Raw genomic sequence first — 16,833 nt, forward strand, 5'->3', positions numbered from 1 at the left:
GATTCTAGACTACTTTGAAATAAGTAAAAAATTCATCTGCATCTTTAATATCCATAAGATTTAAAATGTAGCATACTTCACTTAAATCAGAAAAATCAAGTCCGCCTTCAGCAACACTTTCATTTAAATATCTACCATCTATTCCGTTATACTGGTTTCCTAAACGAATAGCAGTATTCCAAACCTTGGTTAAGTGTTCATCATTTAATTTGGATTCCCAATCTACCTTACCATCAGACTTAAAACCTGGTGTACCATTGCCCACTTCATTACCATCTGCTATTTTATGATAATCCGTAACCGTTTTTGTATACATAAGTTTAACAGGTTTGGCAGCAGATTCGTTCCAATCGCTATGCTGAACCACATGAACACTTTCTCTTGTTTTAATAGAAAGATCTTTTCTTGACAACTCCTTAACCCATTCTGAAGTAAAATCTGACTGTCCCGCTTCTACTACCCAAATAGAACCTCCATTTTCAATGATTTTCAATGCCTGAGTTACCACTTTATCTACCGAAGTTTTCCATTCTTTATCTGCATCTAACCAATTTTCAAGGAAAACCATTGGCATGATTTCGTTTGGAGGTACATACAAACCTTCTTGAATACCATAAGTACCTGCAACAGCAAGATAATTTAGATTCATATAATCTGGGTGATTTAGTAGCGTAGCAAAACCTGCTGCGGTATGTAAATCGTCGATATCGGTTTTACAGTCCAACTGCACTAGCAATAAATCTTTTTCCATATCGAATGCTGCTTTTTGGGCATTTATCCCCATATTAAAAAGTAGGACACATATTAAGCCTGATATTATTTTATGTACACTGATTATTTTTGTCATTTTAGGAAATTTGAGTTAGTTGATTTGTTGTTTCTACTAAAATATCAAATATTAACTTGATTATCATAGAATTTATAGCCACGCTAACCATGCCAATTTCGATTTTAATGGAGAACTAGTCGTATTGGAGAGTGAAAATGTGACTATTATGGAGTGGTTAGCTGCTCAAAAAAAGTAAGAATTGCCTTAATTATACTCAAAACAAGCAAAAACTCTTAAAGTATTCACAAAATATCGATTTAAAATAAGTTTAAACGCTGTTTGTCAACTATTGGCGCCATCTTTGCAGCTTAATAAGTATTATAAATTAAATTACATTACAATGAGTAAAGGAACAGTAAAATTTTTCAATGACACAAAAGGATTCGGTTTTATCACTGAAGAAGGAGTTGAAAAAGACCACTTTGTACACATTTCAGGTTTAATCGACGAAATTCGTGAAGGCGATGAAGTTGAATTCGAACTTAAAGAAGGAAACAAAGGATTAAACGCAGTGAACGTTAAAGTTATCTAAGACATATATACTTTCAAGTTTAATAAAAAGCTCTTCAGAAATGAAGAGCTTTTTTTATTACCGCTCATTTTTAAGTCTATCGAAATCTTTTTCTAATTGAAATAACTTCTCTTCTAGATTAAAGTTGGTCTCTGGTAATCTGTGATAGAACACGTATCTAACACGCCACATCTCTTTTATTTCTTTAGGTTGTAATTCTACATCATCTACATTTTTGTGCTCGGCACGTAAAACATAAGTATCATTGGTAATAAATAACCGCCTTAGAATAATACTTTTATCCGTAACTACAAAAACAAGTGTTCCATTATTCAATTTTGAATAAACCGATGGAGGAATCCATTCGCCTATGGCGATATCTTTTGGAAACATGCCCAATTCATTTTTACTCATTTCTAAATTCTGTACCGTGTAAGCCCTAAATTTCTTATCAGGATTTATTGGTAAAGACAAAAATGGTAAATCTTGAATGTAAGAATCCTTATTATTATACTTAATATAATCTGATTGATTTAGCGTTGTAATACAAGGTACTTTAATAAAAAATTCTTGCTCACCTAAATCTTGTTCAACAGTTAAATTCCCTTTAAACTTTAATAAATTATTTACTGTTAATTCTGTTGTTAATAGGTCATCTATTGGAATGCTAAAATAATTAGCAATTTTAATTAACGTTTCTAATTTAGGTTCACTCCGCCCTTCTTCATACGCACCTAAAGTCCCTCTTTTAAGCTCAAATAGCTCTGCAAACGCCTGTTGACTGAGACTTTTTAAACTTCTTATCTTTCTAATATTCTTTCCGAAGTATGACATATTTTGCTAATATAATTTGCAAGTAATAAAAATATTATTATATTTGTCTAACAAAATTAGCAATTATTATTCAAATTGCTATTATTTTGAGCTGTTATTTTTATTAACCATTATTAAAACACAATATTATGTTCATCGTCGTTGTTTACATTTTAGCGTTCTTAATCTGAATTTAAGAAAACACACCAATAATATGTTGTATTATTGAATCTAAGAATCCACCTACAAAAACTAACCAATATGAAAAACCATTTTAATATAACCAGAGATTATCTTCTACAATTAAACTTTAATATCGTTAAAGAGAATAGGGCAGACGGAATTTTGGTTGTAGAGAAAGAAGATTCTGGGATAAAAAATCTGATTTTAGGGGTGTCACCACCAATCTTGATTATGGAACAATTTATATTTTCTGTTCATAATCAATCTGAAAAAATCTTTAAAAATTTACTTCAGAAAAATAGAGATATCATTCATGGGGCTTTTGTTTTAGATGAAACAGCAAACCGGGTCATATTCAGAGATACATTACAAATTGAGAATATGGATCTAAACGAGTTTGAGGCAAGTCTCAATTCTTTAAGCTTACTAATGAGTGAATACTCAGATCAAATAATTGAATTTTCTAAATACTAAAAATAAAAAATCATGAATATATTTAAAAGACTATTTAAAATAGGAGAGGCTGAAACCAATTCGGCAATTGACAAAATGGAAGATCCTATAAAAATGACAGAACAGGGCATTAGGGATATGAAAATAGACTTAGAAAAAAGTTTAGAAGCGCTTGCACAAGTAAAAGCACTTGCCATACGTTCTAAGAATGATCAAGATGTTTACAAGAACAAAGTAAAGGAGTATCAAGACAAAGCCATTATTATTTTAAAGAAGGCTAACAATAAAGAAATGGATGCTGCCGAAGCAGATAGACTTGCTAAAGAGGCTTTAGTCCAAAAAGAAAACAACGAAAAGCAATTAGAAGCTACCAAGACAGAAACTGATAAATTCGAAGTCAATGTTAGTCAAATGCAAGGTAATGTTGAAGCTTTAAAAGCTAACATTGGTAATTGGGAAAATGAGCTAAAAACGCTTAAAGCTCGTGTTAAGGTAAGTAATGCTACTAAAAATTTAAACAAGCAAATGGCTGAATTAGATAGTACTGGTACGGTGTCAATGCTTGAAAGAATGAAAGAGAAAATTGCTCAAGAAGAAGCCTTGGCTGAAGCTTATGGCGATATTGCAAATTCTAGTAAATCTATTGATGAAGAGTTAGACAAAGCTGCTGATACTACTGAGGCTGCTGCAGATGATGAACTTCAAAAATTAAAAGAACAACTAGGGTTTAACAAATCCAAAAAATAAAAATTTGAATCAACTAATAGACATATTATTTTCTGAGGTAAATATCACGTTAACCTTATTATTGATACTCCTTCTGGTGTATTGGATCATTACCATGATAGGTGGTCTTGATTTCGACCTAGATATTGATGTCGATATAGATGTTGATGCCGATATAGATCTTGACTCTGGTATAGAAGGTGGTAATCTTGATTTTGAAGATATCTCGAATACCGAAGTCAATCAAGATGATGTCATAGGCAAAAGACGCAGACCACTTAAATGGTGGCAAATCTTTCTTATCTACTTCAACTTTGTAGGCTTACCTTTCATGTTTACGTTTACCTGCTGGATATTTGTTTGGTGGTTGATTACAACACTAATGACCACATTGACGTTTACCTATGATAACTTTATAGGTTTCATTATAATGATTGCTGCTCTTTTTCCAGCGTTGTTTGTCAATAAATTATTTACCACTCCGTTTAAAGGTTTCTTCAAGCAATTGAATAAAGATGGTGATGCACCTGTAGATTTTTTAGGCAGGCAAGCAACATTATTATCAAACATTACTGAAGACAAAATGGGTAACGCAGTAGTAAAAGCAGATGGTAATAGTCATTCTATCTATGTAAAATCTCTGGACCGTAAACCGTTAACCTACGGTAGTTCGGTCTTAATTATCAAAAGGTCTGCGGATCACACATATTTTTTAGTTCAATCTTATAACCAATAAAACTTAAATCATTTATGGAATCCATCTTTTCAATTATCGGTATAGGTCTGGGGGTCATCCTCTTCCTTATCATTGTTTATTTTGCAATCATTGCAATGTTCTACAAAAAAGTTCATCAAGGTCAAGCCTTGGTTAGAACTGGATTTGGAGGAACTAAAGTAGCAACAGACAAAGGTCTGTATGTGGTACCAGTATTTCACAGGGTAGAAGTAATGGACATTTCAGTAAAGAAAATTCAAATTGAAAGACTAGCTACTGAAGGTTTAATTTGTAAGGATAACATGCGTGCCGATATTAAAGTGGCATTCTTCGTTAGAGTAAATAATGAAGTTAATTTCATTAAAAAAGTAGCCCAAACTATTGGTGTACAAAGAGCATCTCGCCAAGAAACCTTAGAAGAGTTATTTGAAGCTAAGTTTTCTGAAGCACTAAAAACAGTTGGTAAAAAGTTCGATTTTATTCAATTATACGAAGCACGTAGAGAGTTCAGAGATGAAATTGTAGATATTATTGGTACAGACCTTAATGGATATACTTTAGAAGATTGTGCTATTGACTACCTAGAACAAACGGCTGTTGCACATTTAAAGGCTGATAACATTCTTGATGCAGAAGGTATTAAGAAAATCAACGATTTAACTGCTGCCCAAAATGTGAAGTCAAATCTTATTAAGCGTGATGAGGAGAAAACAATCCGTAAACAAGATGTTGAAGCAAGAGAAGCTATTCTAGAGCTTGATAAGCAATTGGCTGAAAAAGAAGAACAGCAAAAAAGAGAAATTGCAAATATAAAATCTCGCGAAGAGGCTGAAATTTTAAAGGTGTCTGAAGAAGAGTTATTAAAGTCAGAAACCGCCCGTATTGCTACTCGTGAAAAAGTGAAGGTTGCCGAAGAAAACATGGAGCGTCAAATCATTGTGGCTTTAAAGAATAAGCAACGTACAGATGCCGTAGAAACTGAGAGAGTTGAAAAAGACAGACTTTTAGAGGCTACAGAAAGAGAGAGAGTAGTTACCCTCGCCCAGATTGAAAAAGAGAAAGTAGTTGAAGTTGAGAAGAAGAACATTCAAGATGTTATTCGTGATCGTGTTACCCTTGAAAAGGGAGTAGTGGAAGAGCAAGAAAACATGAAAGATATTCAAGCTTTTAAAACTGCCGATAGAGATAAGCAAGTAAAAATTACTATTGCCGAAGCGAATGCTCAAGAAGACTTAATTAAAACAATTAAGGCTGCAGAAGCACAAAAAGAAGCTGCAAAGCAAAAAGCCGAAGAAATTAATATTGAAGCTTTAGCTCATAAAGAAGCGAGTGAGAAAGAGGCTGAAGCACGTAAAATTTTAGCTGAAGCAACAGCTAAAGAAGAAGCAACTGTTGGTATGTCTGAAGCCCAAGTGATGCATGCTAAAGCCGATGCTTACGAGCGTGAGGGAATTGTTCAAGCAATTATCATTGAGAAAAAAGCGAAAGCTGAAGCAACTGGTATTGAAGCTAAGGCAGAAGCGAAACGTAAAGACGGGTTAGCTGAGGCTGATGTTATCAAAGAAAAGGCGCTAGCAGATGCCGCTGGTATTGAAGAGAAAGCTAATGCAATGAAGAAACTAGATGGTGTTGGTAAAGAGCATGAAGAATTTAAATTGCGTTTAGATAAAGAATTACAAGTTGATCTTGCTCACATAAATATTCAAAAAGATATAGCAGATGCTCAGGCACAGGTTATTGGTGATGCTTTAAAAGCTGCCAAAATTGATATTGTTGGTGGTGAAACGATGTTCTTTGATCAAATTATCGGACAAATTACTAGAGCCAAAGGGTATGATAGATTGGTTGAAAACAGTACCAATATACAAGATGTAAAAGATGCTATTTTAGGCAGCGATGATGTCAAGGGAAATCTTTTAGAAAAGGTAAAAGAATTCGCTGATAAATATGGAATTTCATCTGAAGACCTTAAGAATGTGACTATTGCTAATTTACTGATGGACTTAAAGTCAAAATCAAACGATAGCGACGAACAAACGTTATTTAGCAACCTATTTAACCTTGCAAAGGGATTAGGTATGGGAGATAAAAAGCTGAAATAACCAAGTGCGCTAAGAGTTTTTAAGTGAATTATTAATGTAATACTAAAGCCTAGTTACTTTTATGGCAGAAGAATCCCGAACAGACAAAACGGAAGAACATATTTTAGATGGCGGTACTTATGATGTAATTAAAAACCGACTGCAAAAGCAGAAGGAATTGTTACAGAGTAAGCTAATTAATCTAAATGATAATCGAAAAACCGTTTTTGGATCATTAGAAACAAAGCTTATTGCTAATGACAGAATCAATACAGAGAATAATTGTATAGCAAGAGATATTGTTTCTTTTGGCGACACTTGTCTGTTCGGGTATAATGTTCATTTTGGTCTTAGAACCGAGATAACTATTAAAGACGTTTTTAGCGCTTATAAGTTTAAAGAAAATAGTTTTAAAGCTTCTACTCTTGATATTTTAGATGACGAAACTTTTAGATCTGACTTTACCAATTTATATAAATACTATAGAAATACAATATTTTCCAATTTTGCGGTAATAGGAAATTATCTTCATATGGTTTTTCAGTTGAGCGATAGTCCTACTGATATTAAAACATTTAAATGGCTTTTGGTTGATAATGCTTTAAAGTATATTGATAACCGTAGCGAACATGAATATAAATTTCCTGTTCAACAAGAGTTTAAATGGCAAGAGGCTACAAGAGACATGCAACGTTATGGTGTGCATCCTCACGTGTCTATTAAAGACCGTGTGTTTGTAGAAACTATTGATGGCGATCTTACCATAAAAATAGAAGATAACACTGCTGAAGGCAAAGGTATTTTAGATGAACCTGTAGAATACGTTGACCAAACTCTTGATGATGGGCAATATCGCTTTGGCGATTTGGGTAATCTTTTAATACTAGAAATAAAACCGTTTCAAGAATCGCCTCGCTACTTTGTTTACAACGACAAAATGAAAGAGGTTCAAAAAATTGAATCGGTTAAAAATGCCTGTATTTTATTGCCAGATGATCAAGGTATCATCTTTCCAACGGGTTATTATTTACAAACAGGAGAGTATCATATTTTTGATAATGCTATCCCTAATGTAAAGTTTCAAGAACGTATTGTTTCTCCTAACGGAGAAGATTTTCTGTATGTTTTCTATTCTGCTGCCGAAGGGTTATATAACCTTATGTCTTATAATATCATAAGCCAGGTTATTAAAACGCCTATCATCTGTAATGGATTTACAATTTTAGAAAATGGTGAACTTTGTTATTTCAAAACTGAACAAGAACAAACCAAACATCATGTAGTTCAAATATGGCAAACACCTTATTTAAAAGGTGATTACGTGCCTTCTCAGCATGAAGATACTCTTCTTTATAAAATAGGAAACAAAGATATTGTAAAGGCTATGGCAGAAGTCAATGGCTTAATTACATTGTTGAATAAAAACGACAACTACGCCGGACTATATAGTGATATTGCAAAGTTCTCGAAAGATATATTAGATGCGTATTATTGGTTACCAGAACCAGAAACACATCAATTAAACGAGCCCATTGAAGAAATCAACAAAGCATCTAACGCTGCTATTGATGAGTTTGAAAAGGTAGTACAACTGCGTAAAAATGCTCAAAATCAATCTAAACTAATTCAACAGAATTCTGAGGAGTTATTTAATAAAATCAAAAGTACCTCATTTAAAAGTATTGATGAGTTTGTTGCGTTACTTACCAGGTTGCGATCTTTAAGAGGTGAAGCTATTTCGCTTAAAGAAGTACGATATATTGATTTAGAATATATAGAGGTTCTAGAAGAACAAATAGGGGAGCAGACCAAAAAGATATCAGAACGTTGTGTTCAGTTTCTTTTAAACCCGAATGCATTACAACCATACCATGACGCTTTAAAAGATAAAAAAGAATTTATAGCTACTGTTGAAAAGGTAATTGTAGCTAAAGAGAAGGAAGAAGAAATTAATGAGATCAGTACCCAGCTAGAAATGCTGATTGATATTGTTTCTAACCTAGAAATTGAAGATACAGCCCATTCCACTAAGATAATCGATGATATTTCATTGATTTTCTCTACTATAAATGAGCTTAAAGCTGCTTTAAAAAACAAGAGGAATTCTCTTGGTATATCTGAAGCCAAGGCAGAATTTGCCGCACAATTAAAATTGATCGATCAGAGTATCATCAATTACCTAGATATGGCATCTACACCAGAAAAGTGTGATGAATATCAAACCAAAACATCTATTCAATTAGAAGAACTAGAAGGTAAATTCACCGATTTTGAAGAGTTTATCGAAACTATCATTGAAAAAAGAGAAGAGGTTTATGCTGCTTTTGATGCGAGAAAGAACTCCTTAATTGAAAAGCGAAACAAGAAATCTAGCGCATTAGCCAATGCATCTGCTAGAATATTAAAAGGGGTACAGAAAAAGGCACAGAGTTTTAAATCTGCCGTAGAGATTAATGGATACTTTGCATCAGATTTAATGATCAATAAGCTGCGTGATATTATTTCTCAGTTGCAAGAGCTTGATGATAGTGGTAAAGCTGAAGAGATTGAAACCCAATTGAAAACGGCTAGGGAAGATGCCCTTAGAAAGTTAAAGGATAAGCTAGATCTTTATGAAGATGGCGATAGTGTTATAAGATTGGGTAAACACAAATTCGGAGTCAACAAACAACAGTTAGACCTTACCATTGTTTTTCATAATAATGAACTGAACTATCATTTGACAGGAACCGATTTTTATAAAGAACTGAACAATGAAGCGTTCGTTAAAAATCGACATTTATGGGATCAAGAATATGTATCGGAAACCGATGATATTTATCGTGCTGCATATTTAGCCTACAAAATATTTTCTAAGTTTACTGAAATTGAGTTGCTTCCTCTAAGTGAAGAAGAACTTTTAAAAGTGGTGCAAGAACAAAGTAGAAACGATTATTCCGAAGGTTATATTAAAGGTGTTCATGATGTAGATGCATCAAGAATCCTAAAGCTTTTAGTACATAAACACCATGAATTAGATTTGCTTACTTACCGACCAGAAATTCGTGGTTATGCACAATTTTTCTGGAACGATTTAGACAAAGATGTTATGGCTGAATTGGATAAAGGCTTAAAAGCTGCAGGAGAGGTTTTACAATATTTTCCTAAATCTAAAGAATACGCTTCTATCATTGAGGGATTGAAAAAGAAAATAGAAGTCTTTTCTGAAGAAACTAAGCTATTTGACGCCCTATTAAGCGAAGATATTGCTGATTATCTGTTTGAAGAACTAAAATCAGATTCTGAATTTGTATATAGTGGCTTTGCTATTCAATTAAAAGATGAATTTTTAAAATTACTTAAATCTCAAAATGCAGATTTAAAGTTTAAGAAAAGTGTTGAAGAAGCTCCAAAATTTTCATCGAAAGTTCGTTTGGTGAAACAATGGGTAGGTGCATTTTTAAAATCTAAAAAAGATGTCGATACTAATCTTAATTTAAACAGATATGAAAATGAGATTGTTGGTGCCATTTTATTTAGAGATGAATCTGCTTCTAAAATCAAGGCTGTTTCGCCAAATGAAAGTTTAAAAGAGTTGAGAGGTTCTCATGAAACTATTGTTGAAGGAGTTTATTCATTCAATTATCATGATTTTATTTCTAGAATGAATTTATTTGTGTCAGATGAAGTTCCGGCATTTCTAAAGTTTAAAAAGACAAAACACGAAATAACCGAAAAACTAAAAATTGATTTAAAGTTAGAGGAATTTAAGCCAAGAGTGCTTACGTCTTTCGTACGTAATAAATTAATTGATGAAGTATATCTTCCAATTTTCGGTAACAATTTAGCGAAACAACTAGGTACGGTAGGTGCAAACAAACGTACCGATAGAATGGGTATGTTGCTTTTGATATCGCCACCAGGTTATGGTAAAACCACCTTGATGGAATATATAGCAAACCGACTTGGTTTAATTTTCGTTAAAATAAATGGACCGGCAATTGGTCATGAGGTTACCAATGTAGACCCTGCTTCTGCAAAGAACAGTGCTGCTCGTGAAGAACTTAAAAAGTTGAATCTTGCTTTTGAAATGGGAAACAATGTAATGCTATATATTGATGATATTCAGCATTGTAATCCGGAATTTTTACAAAAGTTCATTTCCTTATCAGATGGTACTCGTAAAATAGAAGGTGTATACGAAGGACAGCCTAAAACATACGATTTACGTGGGAAAAAATTCTGCGTAATAATGGCAGGTAATCCATATACGGAAAGCGGAGAGAAATTTCAGATTCCAGATATGTTAGCCAACCGTGCCGATATTTATAACCTTGGTGATATTATTGGCGAAACAGAACACTTGTTCAGACTAAGTTTAATTGAAAATTCACTTACAGCAAATCCTATTTTACAGCAATTGGCAAGTAAGGAATTTGACGATGTGTATACATTGGTAGAACAAATTGAGTCTAAATCTGACGAAGGTCAGCTTATAGGAAACCATTCTAGCCAAGAAGTTGAAGAATATAAAAAAGTATTGGAGAAGGTGTTAAGAGTGAGAGATGTATTGTTGAAAGTAAATGCAACATACATTAAAAGTGCAGCCATGCAAGACGAATATCGTACAGAGCCCTCTTTTAAACTTCAAGGTTCTTATAGAGACATGAATAAATTGGTGGCTCAAATAGTGCCAATCATGAACGAAAAAGAACTAAACACCATGTTACGTTCTCATTATGAAAACGAAGCACAAACTTTGACCGGATCTGCTGAAGCTAATTTACTAAAATACAATGAGTTAATAGGAAATCTTTCAACAGAAGAAGATACACGCTGGAGTGTTATTAAAGAACAATTTGTAAAAAATAATAAGCTAAAAGGATTTGGTAATGCTAATGAAATGGCGCAAGTACTTTCTCAAATGATGGAATTTTCAGAAAATTTAGCGGGTATCAAATCGGTTCTTGAAAAAGGTCTGAATAACGAGTAGCTATCAACGAGAGGTTATTTTTTTCTTTTATTACTGAATTTCAAGCTTTCACGTCAAAATAAAGATGTAGTTTTGCAGCCGCAAAAAAGCTGTATTATGAAGCGCATTAATGAATACAAGAAACTCTTCGGGGTTGAAAAAGAGATTGAACTTAAAGCACTTAAGTCCACTTATAGAGGTTTAGTTAAAGAATGGCACCCAGACAAGTTTCAAGAAGGTGATGAAAAAAGAGAAGAAGCTGAAGTTCAAAGTCGTCGTATTATTGACGGATACCACTTTTTAGTAAGTATCGCTCCTGAAACCAAAGAAGCTAATAAAGAAGTATACAACGAGTCTATTAACTCTGGTGTTGCTGATTTTCAGCATAATGGTTTAGTTTTAGAAGTTACTTTCGTTGATGGTGCTACGTATGAGTACTTCGGTGTAACGAAGCCTATTTTTCAGAAAATGATCAATTCTAACAAGTTGAACAGATTCGCGAAAAGAACAATTTTCCCGAATTATTTATACAGAAAATCGAAACGTGACCTTCAAGAGGCATAATCGTATATAAATTAATGGTTATCAAAAACGCATGAAAAATCAAAAAGAGATTTTATCAAAATTGAATATTGATGCGTTAAATCGCATGCAAGAGAGTGCGTTAGATACTATTTCATCATCGAATAATACCATTTTACTTTCTCCGACCGGTACAGGAAAAACTTTGGCTTTTCTTTTACCGGTTTTAGATTTTATGGACCATAACGATCCTGAAGTTCAGGTATTGATTTTAGTTCCTTCTCGCGAATTGGCTATTCAGATAGAACAGGTTATTCGTAATATGGGTACTGGTTTTAAAGTGAATGCCATTTATGGTGGTAGAGCTATGTCTAAAGATAAGATAGAGCTAAAACATACTCCTGCAATTTTAGTTGGAACGCCTGGTAGAATTCTTGACCATTTTATGGCAGATCGTTTTACTAAAGAGCATATTAAAACTTTAATTCTTGACGAATTCGATAAGTCTTTAGAAGTCGGATTTGAAGAGGATATGACTGAAATTCTTGCCGAATTACCAAATCTTAAAAAACGTATTCTTACTTCTGCAACGGAGGCCGTTAAAATTCCCAAGTTTGTGGGAATGGAAAACCCTAGAAGAATCAATTATCTTAAGAAAGATACACCTTCAAAACTTACCATTAGTACAGTTATCTCTGAAGAAAAAGATAAGTTGAAAACATTAGTTCAACTTTTAAAATATATTGGAGAAGAACCAGGTATTATCTTTTGTAATTTAAAGGATAGTATTGAAACTGTTAGTTCGTTTCTAAGTCAGAAACACATTCTACATGAGTGCTTTTCTGGTGGTATGGAACAGAAAGACCGCGAACGTGCTTTAATTAAATTTAGAAATGGTAGCAGTCGTATTTTAGTTGCAACTGATTTAGCTGGTAGAGGTATTGATATTCCCGAATTAAATTTTATCATTCATTACGAATTACCACAACGTATAGAAGAGTTTACGCATCGTAATGGTAGAACTGCTCGTGTAAATGCAACAGGGACTGCCTATGTTATAAAATGGGATCAAGAATCGTTACCTGGGTTCATCTCAAATTCAAAGCCAATTAGCATCGGTAAAACCAATAGGTTAGGGGACCCATTTTGGGAAACGTTATTTATTTCTGGTGGCAGAAAAGATAAAATATCTAAAGGTGATATTGCGGGACTTTTCTTCAAACAAGGTGGTTTGAACAGAGAAGAATTAGGAGACATTGAACTTAAGCAAGATTGCGCTTTTGTAGCAGTACCTAAAAGCAAATCAGATAAACTTGTAAACGAGTTAAACAACTCCAGATTAAAAAAGAAAAAAGTGCGTATTACCGTACTTTAATCATAGTTAGTATTTTTGCCCTTTTTAAGGTAGTATGATGAAGGATAAACAACACGAGAACGAAACTGAAATCGATTTAACCGAGATTGAAAGTTGTATTGAAATTTTAAATCGTTTGGTAACAGATACCAATCAGATATTTGAAATTCCTGAAGATAGAAGAATTGCCTTAATTAAAGTTGCTGGTCAATTATCTCGACCAAACAAGCAAGAGTTTGCTAAAAGGGTAAAAGATGCCAAACGTAACGAAAAAAGAAAACAAGCAGTTCGCGATAAGCATGCTCGTAAAGAAACAGGTATAAGAAGTGCACGTGAAGCTCATGTATTTGTTGCTCCAAAATTACTACCTGCTGCAGAATTAGCCAGTAAAGATTTACCAGAACTAACAACACCTCGTAATTGTTACGTTTGTAAGGCTGAGTTTACTAAACTGCATCATTTTTACGACACCATGTGTAGCGATTGCGGTGATTTTAATTATGCGAAAAGATTCCAAAATGCCAATGTAAAAGGTCAAGTTGCGGTTATTACCGGATCTCGTTTAAAAATTGGTTATCATATTACGTTAATGTTACTTCGTGGCGGAGCTACCGTTATAGCTACCACACGTTTTCCTGTAGATTCTGCACTTCGTTTTTCTAAAGAGGAAGATTTTATGGAGTGGGGGCATAGACTTAAAATTCACGGTCTAGATTTACGTCATATACCAAGTGTTGAAATATTCTGCAATTTCATTGAGCAGGAATATGATAAACTAGATATTCTTATTAATAACGCTGCACAAACGGTACGTAGACCTGCAGGTTTCTACCATCATTTAATGGAAAATGAAGAAAAAGAATTCTCTTCATTACCTAAGTTTGCTCAAATGGTTTTAAGCGACCATGAAAGTTGTTTAGATGAATTAAAATCATTCAGTTCTAAAGCTTCTCCAAATCAAAACATGCCGGTTACTTGGCACGGACCAGAACCTGGTATTGGTTTACGAGCTTCTGCGAAACTATCTCAAATTCCGTATAGTTTTGATAATGCTTTAGTTGCGCAAGAAGTATTCCCTACGGGGGAATTAGATGCCGATTTACAACAGGTAGATTTACGAAAAACGAACAGCTGGCGTTTAAAGTTAGGCGAAATAGAAACCACTGAAATGATTGAGGTTCAGTTGGTGAATTCTGTAGCACCTTTTGTGTTATGTAATCGCTTGGCAGAGTTGATGAAGAAAGAGAACACTGGTCAGAAACATATTATTAATGTAACGGCGATGGAGGGTAAATTCCACCGTTTCTTCAAGGAATCTCGTCATCCACATACCAATATGGCGAAGGCTGCATTGAACATGTTAACGCATACTGCTGCTGGTGAACTGGCAAAAGACGGAATCTTCATGAATGCTGTTGATACGGGTTGGGTAACTGATGAAGATCCTGCAGAATTGGCTAAGAAGAAACAAGAAGTACACGATTTTCAACCGCCTTTGGATATCGTTGATGGTGCAGCTAGGGTTATGGACCCATTATTTGATGGTATTAATACCGGAAAACATTGGTGTGGTAAATTCCTAAAAGACTATTTTCCAATAGATTGGTAGTTGCATTATTCTTAAAAAATGTTGTTTTTATTGCTGCATTCTAAATTGTTTAGAAACATTTAATAAAAAGTTAAAACTCTTACCGTTCTAATTTACTAGTCTGAATCTATTTTCGTTTTTTTGCGGCATGATTAGGCTAACTATCAAAGTATTACTACAATTTCTTGTATTCATCATCATCGGAATATCAATTCCTATGAGTGCTCAAGAAACGCAAACGTATAACGGACCTTTACAAATAGGTAAGTATAACGGTAAAGCAACGTATTCTTATAAACTTGTTGAGAACGACACCGTTCTTGATGGCGATTTTACAGTACTACGTTCCAATCTTCAAGAACTCTTAGAGAAACAAGATTACTCATTTCAATTTAAGGGAGCTTTCGTGGACGGTACTGCGGATGGTCCTTGGAAATTTCAATTCGGAGAATTCAATTCAAAAAGCCAGTCTGAAGTTATTGATTATCAATACCGTGTTCTAGTTAGTGGAATTCAAAAATCTGCTATCGGTAAAATTAAAATGGGCAAGCCTAATGGTAAATGGACGATCGTAGAAGAAGAAATTGAAAATTCCGAAATATCTAAGACCTTGTTTAAAAGTGTTATTTCTTTCGATAACGGTGTACCACAGCAAAACTTTAGTATCAATAATGAAAACTATACACTTGTAGGTAGATTTCTGCGTGATGGTTTGGCGCATGATGAGTGGTCGTTGTTTCCTTCAAATGGCATGGACCAATCTGAAAGTTGGTATTTTAAAGATGGTCTATTACAGTCTATTAGAGTAGATGACGAAAGTGATCATAAAACTATAAAGGCTTACCAAGGGTATAACGGTAAAACTAAAATCATCAATCTAAATGCGGGTTATATTAAAGCTTTAGAAATTCAGCTTTCGCAAGTAGATGTTGATATTCTTCATCATAATAGTCTACCAGAACTTTTAAAGCAAAATGCAGCACGTTATCAAGAAGTTGATGAAATATTATCTGAATTGGGTAAATCAAAATTTCTACCAGAGTTAAAAGTTAAGGTCCCTTATTACCCGCTTGATTCATTAGAGGTTACTAAAGTTGATAGTATTGTATCTTATTATAAAAAAGCATATGAGTTAAGTGAATCTATCTTGCATAATTCACAATTGAACATCTTAAAATTATCCGATAACAATACTGCTTATCAATATAATACGGTACTTCAATTGAAGGAGATTTTCTTAAATCCTATTCAAGAAATTGTAAGTTATGATTCATTGGGCATATTGGAATACACTTCTCAAGAACAGTTAATCAATCACGTGTTTGCTAACGGACTTCCAAAACCTCAAATGGATATTGAGATACAAATAGATAGTGTTGTATCTTCTAAATCTTATACAATTCCTTCAAGCGTTTCAATAACTGCTGATACTCCTAACATAGAAAAAATTGAAACTGTTGCTGAAATGGGCTATGACGGTATATTATCTATTGCAAATGAAGTAAAAGAAACACTTGCTCAAGAAAAACGTCAAAACGAATTGGCTAGCTTAGAAGAAGAGATCATTATTAGAAATGATTCAATGATGGTTTTTATTGATTCTACCAGTTCAAATATTCCTTTAAAATACGCGACAGCCTTAAAACAACTGAAGTCTTTTACTAGCAAAACTATAAATGACTATTCTAAAGTGAAATCTGCAGAAAACAGATTATCTGCTGCTAGAACAACTGTTGAATGTCTAAATAATTTAAACGAGTTATCTAAGACGGTTTCAGAAATGCCAATATATCAAACTACAATTAAAGAAAGCTATACCGATAGAATTTGGAATCCGTTTATGGCAACTTTGATGGATGAGGATATTAAAAAACGAATAACATCAGCTTATTCAAAAACGCTAGAACCTTATTTCTTAAATGAGATAGACCAACACTTGTCTTGCGATACTACTAAAGAATTAAACAGCACTATCAATGCTACATATACCAAGATTCTAGAATTAAAAGACCAAGACACCAAAAAGCTTGAACGCAAGTTAAAGAGGCAAAAAGACCCTATTACTATATTAGAAATGTTGAATGTACAAAACACTGCAAAGCAATAG

The 16,833-nt window shown here is 33.6% G+C and carries 12 protein-coding genes; 10 read left to right on the plus strand and 2 right to left on the minus strand.

Annotation, left to right across the window (positions count from 1 at the left end; all coding sequences use genetic code 11):
• Positions 1-4: 4 nt before the first annotated feature.
• Entirely contained in the window at positions 5-847 is an 843-nt protein-coding gene (locus Q0871_RS01155) for a hypothetical protein (RefSeq protein WP_299317128.1), read from the minus strand.
• A gap of 322 nt (positions 848-1,169) precedes the next feature.
• On the opposite strand from Q0871_RS01155, the gene Q0871_RS01160 reads away from it, so the two are divergent.
• Positions 1,170-1,361, plus strand: coding sequence for a cold-shock protein (locus Q0871_RS01160; RefSeq protein ID WP_027067037.1), 192 nt, complete (start codon positions 1,170-1,172; stop codon positions 1,359-1,361).
• Between the two features lie 57 nt (positions 1,362-1,418).
• Here Q0871_RS01160 and Q0871_RS01165 read toward each other — a convergent pair whose 3' ends face one another.
• On the minus strand, positions 1,419-2,174 hold the full coding sequence (locus Q0871_RS01165) for a helix-turn-helix transcriptional regulator (RefSeq protein ID WP_299317129.1): 756 nt from the start codon (positions 2,172-2,174) through the stop codon (positions 1,419-1,421).
• Between the two features lie 240 nt (positions 2,175-2,414).
• Between Q0871_RS01165 and Q0871_RS01170 the strand changes: the two genes are divergently transcribed.
• The 9 genes from Q0871_RS01170 (at position 2,415) to Q0871_RS01210 (ending at position 16,833) form a co-directional block, all read left to right on the plus strand.
• Positions 2,415-2,810 carry a molecular chaperone Tir gene (locus tag Q0871_RS01170; RefSeq protein ID WP_299317130.1) on the plus strand — a complete coding sequence of 132 codons (396 nt, stop codon included), beginning with the start codon at positions 2,415-2,417 and terminating at the stop codon, positions 2,808-2,810.
• 12 nt (positions 2,811-2,822) lie between these two features.
• Positions 2,823-3,536, plus strand: a complete 714-nt coding sequence (locus Q0871_RS01175; protein WP_299317131.1) for a PspA/IM30 family protein — start codon at positions 2,823-2,825, stop codon at positions 3,534-3,536.
• Between the two features lie 4 nt (positions 3,537-3,540).
• Positions 3,541-4,251 carry an OB-fold-containig protein gene (locus Q0871_RS01180; protein WP_299317132.1) on the plus strand — a complete coding sequence of 237 codons (711 nt, stop codon included), beginning with the start codon at positions 3,541-3,543 and terminating at the stop codon, positions 4,249-4,251.
• A 14-nt stretch (positions 4,252-4,265) separates the two neighbouring features.
• Complete coding sequence (locus tag Q0871_RS01185; protein WP_299317133.1) at positions 4,266-6,332, plus strand: SPFH domain-containing protein; 2,067 nt, start codon at positions 4,266-4,268, stop codon at positions 6,330-6,332.
• Positions 6,333-6,393: 61 nt separating this feature from the next.
• Positions 6,394-11,283 carry a DNA repair ATPase gene (locus Q0871_RS01190; RefSeq protein WP_299317134.1) on the plus strand — a complete coding sequence of 1,630 codons (4,890 nt, stop codon included), beginning with the start codon at positions 6,394-6,396 and terminating at the stop codon, positions 11,281-11,283.
• A gap of 96 nt (positions 11,284-11,379) precedes the next feature.
• Positions 11,380-11,826 carry a KTSC domain-containing protein gene (locus Q0871_RS01195; RefSeq protein WP_073244317.1) on the plus strand — a complete coding sequence of 149 codons (447 nt, stop codon included), beginning with the start codon at positions 11,380-11,382 and terminating at the stop codon, positions 11,824-11,826.
• Between the two features lie 31 nt (positions 11,827-11,857).
• Positions 11,858-13,159 carry a DEAD/DEAH box helicase gene (locus tag Q0871_RS01200; protein WP_299317135.1) on the plus strand — a complete coding sequence of 434 codons (1,302 nt, stop codon included), beginning with the start codon at positions 11,858-11,860 and terminating at the stop codon, positions 13,157-13,159.
• 37 nt (positions 13,160-13,196) lie between these two features.
• Positions 13,197-14,747: an SDR family oxidoreductase gene (locus Q0871_RS01205; RefSeq protein WP_299317136.1), complete on the plus strand. Its 1,551-nt coding sequence runs from the start codon at positions 13,197-13,199 to the stop codon at positions 14,745-14,747.
• A gap of 196 nt (positions 14,748-14,943) precedes the next feature.
• Positions 14,944-16,833 (plus strand): hypothetical protein, encoded by a 1,890-nt coding sequence (locus Q0871_RS01210; RefSeq protein WP_299317137.1) that lies wholly within the window; start codon positions 14,944-14,946, stop codon positions 16,831-16,833.

It is taken from the genome of uncultured Maribacter sp. (genome assembly GCF_947500985.1).
In the GTDB taxonomy this organism is placed as follows: domain Bacteria; phylum Bacteroidota; class Bacteroidia; order Flavobacteriales; family Flavobacteriaceae; genus Maribacter.

Bases quoted from the DNA above. Each gene is read 5' to 3' on its own strand.
- Q0871_RS01155 (WP_299317128.1), bottom strand. From the start codon at position 847: ATGACAAAAATAATCAGTGTACATAAAATAATATCAGGCTTAATATGT.
- Q0871_RS01160 (WP_027067037.1), top strand. From the start codon at position 1,170: ATGAGTAAAGGAACAGTAAAATTTTTCAATGACACAAAAGGATTCGGT.
- Q0871_RS01165 (WP_299317129.1), bottom strand. From the start codon at position 2,174: ATGTCATACTTCGGAAAGAATATTAGAAAGATAAGAAGTTTAAAAAGT.
- Q0871_RS01170 (WP_299317130.1), top strand. From the start codon at position 2,415: ATGAAAAACCATTTTAATATAACCAGAGATTATCTTCTACAATTAAAC.
- Q0871_RS01175 (WP_299317131.1), top strand. From the start codon at position 2,823: ATGAATATATTTAAAAGACTATTTAAAATAGGAGAGGCTGAAACCAAT.
- Q0871_RS01185 (WP_299317133.1), top strand. From the start codon at position 4,266: ATGGAATCCATCTTTTCAATTATCGGTATAGGTCTGGGGGTCATCCTC.
- Q0871_RS01190 (WP_299317134.1), top strand. From the start codon at position 6,394: ATGGCAGAAGAATCCCGAACAGACAAAACGGAAGAACATATTTTAGAT.
- Q0871_RS01195 (WP_073244317.1), top strand. From the start codon at position 11,380: ATGAAGCGCATTAATGAATACAAGAAACTCTTCGGGGTTGAAAAAGAG.
- Q0871_RS01200 (WP_299317135.1), top strand. From the start codon at position 11,858: ATGAAAAATCAAAAAGAGATTTTATCAAAATTGAATATTGATGCGTTA.
- Q0871_RS01205 (WP_299317136.1), top strand. From the start codon at position 13,197: ATGAAGGATAAACAACACGAGAACGAAACTGAAATCGATTTAACCGAG.
- Q0871_RS01210 (WP_299317137.1), top strand. From the start codon at position 14,944: ATGAGTGCTCAAGAAACGCAAACGTATAACGGACCTTTACAAATAGGT.